The following is a 2,612-nucleotide window of genomic DNA, read 5'->3' on the forward strand; positions in this document are numbered from 1 at the left end:
CGTACTCGAGTTCTGTCTTGGACAAGACAGCGTTTACAGCGTGAAATGCGCGCTTCTGCGAGTCCGTTCCTACATGTTCTCTGCGACTGATATCAAGTGCAAGCAATCCAAACAGTCGATTACAAACCCGAGCAGCTAACACGATCTGTGTGCGTGGCTCAACGACCGCCATTGATCGCACAGCAGCCATGCGTTCAAGGTCCACTAACGCGTTGTTCATCCGCGCATACCGAATGCGATTGGTCGTGGTACCACGCACTTCCACGATTTCTCCGCTTGTACGATATGCTTCGGACGTACGACACGAGAAGGCGTATATTATTCCGCCTTGTACGCGTACCGATGTCGTGCAGATATGGCCAACGCCATTGCTGGCTATGTTTCCCAGCTTAGGGAATGTTTGATTCGTCCGATGGCGCCATCGATCGAGATTGCGATATTCCTTCGACGGACCCAGCGATCTTACAACCGTTCGTGACATGTGTTCCCAGTCGGATAGATTGGACGAATACGACGCATGATTTAGCTGCGCAAACAACGTCTTGCGGTTTACGCGGACAACGTCTGATGTGAATGCGTCGAGCATAACGATATCGTCTGTGCGTTGTCTGTACTCGACGTCGTGAAGCGCGGCAGCAAGGGCGAACGGTTTCCGATGATCGTGTGGATCGTAGCGGTGTATGAGACCCCATCCGACGTATTCGAACACGTTATGCGTGGTGATCGCACGTATTAGTCGTCTGTTGTTTTTTATAAGGCGTTGTATGTGTTGACACGCTCCTTCAAATATGCGCAGGTCTGAGACGGCCAGGTGATGTGTTATGTTGAACAGAACGTCATCTGGTAGAGAGAGTATGCTCATCGATTTTGTTTATTGTGCAACAGCCCTAAACTCTGCCGTCAATGCTGTGACAAGATCTCCCGCGGTTGGTACGCTTGGGAATCTATACACTCTATCGTGCGTGAACATCAGCCCGTACATCAACGCCATTGACGCTGCGAGCGCCCGCACCGCTTCCAGCATCTTCTGGCAGTCCACCGATCTTGGCATCACGAAGAACTGTGCAAACATGCGTAGCGTGTCACCGAGGGACATGGGATCGCGATCAGGATTGCGTGCAATGTCCATAATGCATTTTAATGCATACATACTATGTCCAGGATCGCCAAATGCGTGTTCAATACGCCCGAAATACCGGTAGAACGTCGCAAAATGTCGCGTGGCAGCAGTTTCGGCGATCTCGTTGACATCGACAGTCCAATGAAAGTACGTAGTACGCTCTGGTGACGGCAACGGCATTTTAATAGCGGTCGTGAGAAGTTCGATTGAATACGTTGTGTATTCCACAAACGTGCTGTTGTACTCAACGGCGGTATGTTTCACAATGTTTTCCAGGGCAATGTCAACAGCATTTGGTTGCAATGCCAACACGTGGCCAGCGGAACGTAGACCACCGTCGGTTGCGATACCATACATGCGGCATTGATCGTCAAACAGACGGCTTATCACCGTCTGGAGACGCAGCGAGACATCCGAGCGACGATGTTTATGTATTTCGTACGCTGCGCATATCCCAAGCCGACGTGCATCTGCGCAACTGTCGGGACGGTAACTGGTGACGCCGCACGACGCATGCTCGACAGCGCTGCTTAGATGGTAATCGTCGCATCTATCGACATAACTAAACCCAAAATCGATTATTACAGGCACGGGCATATCTTCATGCATACGTATTATAATGTTGCTCGTATGAAGATCGTAATGAGTGAAACCGCACGCCTTGTGCGCGACGTCCAGCGCAACGAACACCTGTATCAGGATATCTATTAACACAGTTGTACTGAGCGGCGAGTCTTTAGAACGGATGTGATGTCCCAGAGACTGTCCGTCGATATGTTCCATCAGGAATATCGTGCGCGTTATCAGAGGTGGTCGATGTTCCCACTCGAATGGAAGTTGGTTCTCAATACGCTTCGCGCCAAGCGATCGCGAATACACCTCACGTAAACCAAACGGCGTTGGAAAACATGTTGCAGTGGACGGATCAACCGATTGATGTATTCGTTGAATAACGCGCAGTTCGTGCTCGGCTAGATAATTGTGATATGTGTACATTTTGAACACGACGTTTTTCTCGCTATCTTCGGGCATTTTGGTCAAACCTGCACAGGCCTGGACGCCAGACTTGAACATAGTGATCATCATTTTTACAATGGAAACGGTGTGTATAAATGGTATTCTCATTTGACGAAGACGAAACTCAGCAACGCGAGGCCGCATCGGGATGTCCCGCATATGGTAGGCAAAGACGCTCGCGTCGCTCTCGTTCCCGCAGTCCCGCTCGTGGCGCGGCACGTTCGCACTCGCGTTCCCGCAGTCCCGCACGTGGCGCGGCACGATCGCGCTCGCGTTCGCACTCGCGTTCGGCGAGCAGTCGCTCGCGCTCACTGACGTCATTCTTGCGCCGGAGAAGCGCGGCGTACGGGAAACGAGGACATGTGTGTGAACTGCGGATGCGAAGACAACGTACACCTCGTCGTCCGTCGGCGTATAACACGTTCATTCAGAAGAAGATGCTCGACAGTAATTTCCACAATGGAGAGAATCAACG

The 2,612-nt window shown here is 51.4% G+C and carries 2 protein-coding genes; both read right to left on the bottom strand.

The annotated features are described in order from the left end of the window. Positions 1-265 (bottom strand): hypothetical protein (locus EPO09_RS21590; protein WP_290646569.1); only part of this gene is annotated, 265 nt, incomplete at its 3' end. 606 nt (positions 266-871) lie between these two features. Continuing rightward, a complete protein-coding gene (locus EPO09_RS21595) occupies positions 872-2,194 on the bottom strand; it encodes a serine/threonine-protein kinase (protein WP_290646571.1) in 1,323 nt (440 codons plus the stop codon). Positions 2,195-2,612: the final 418 nt, after the last annotated feature.

It is taken from the genome of Aquabacterium sp. (assembly GCF_004297345.1).
GTDB lineage: Bacteria > Pseudomonadota > Gammaproteobacteria > Burkholderiales > Burkholderiaceae_C > Aquabacterium.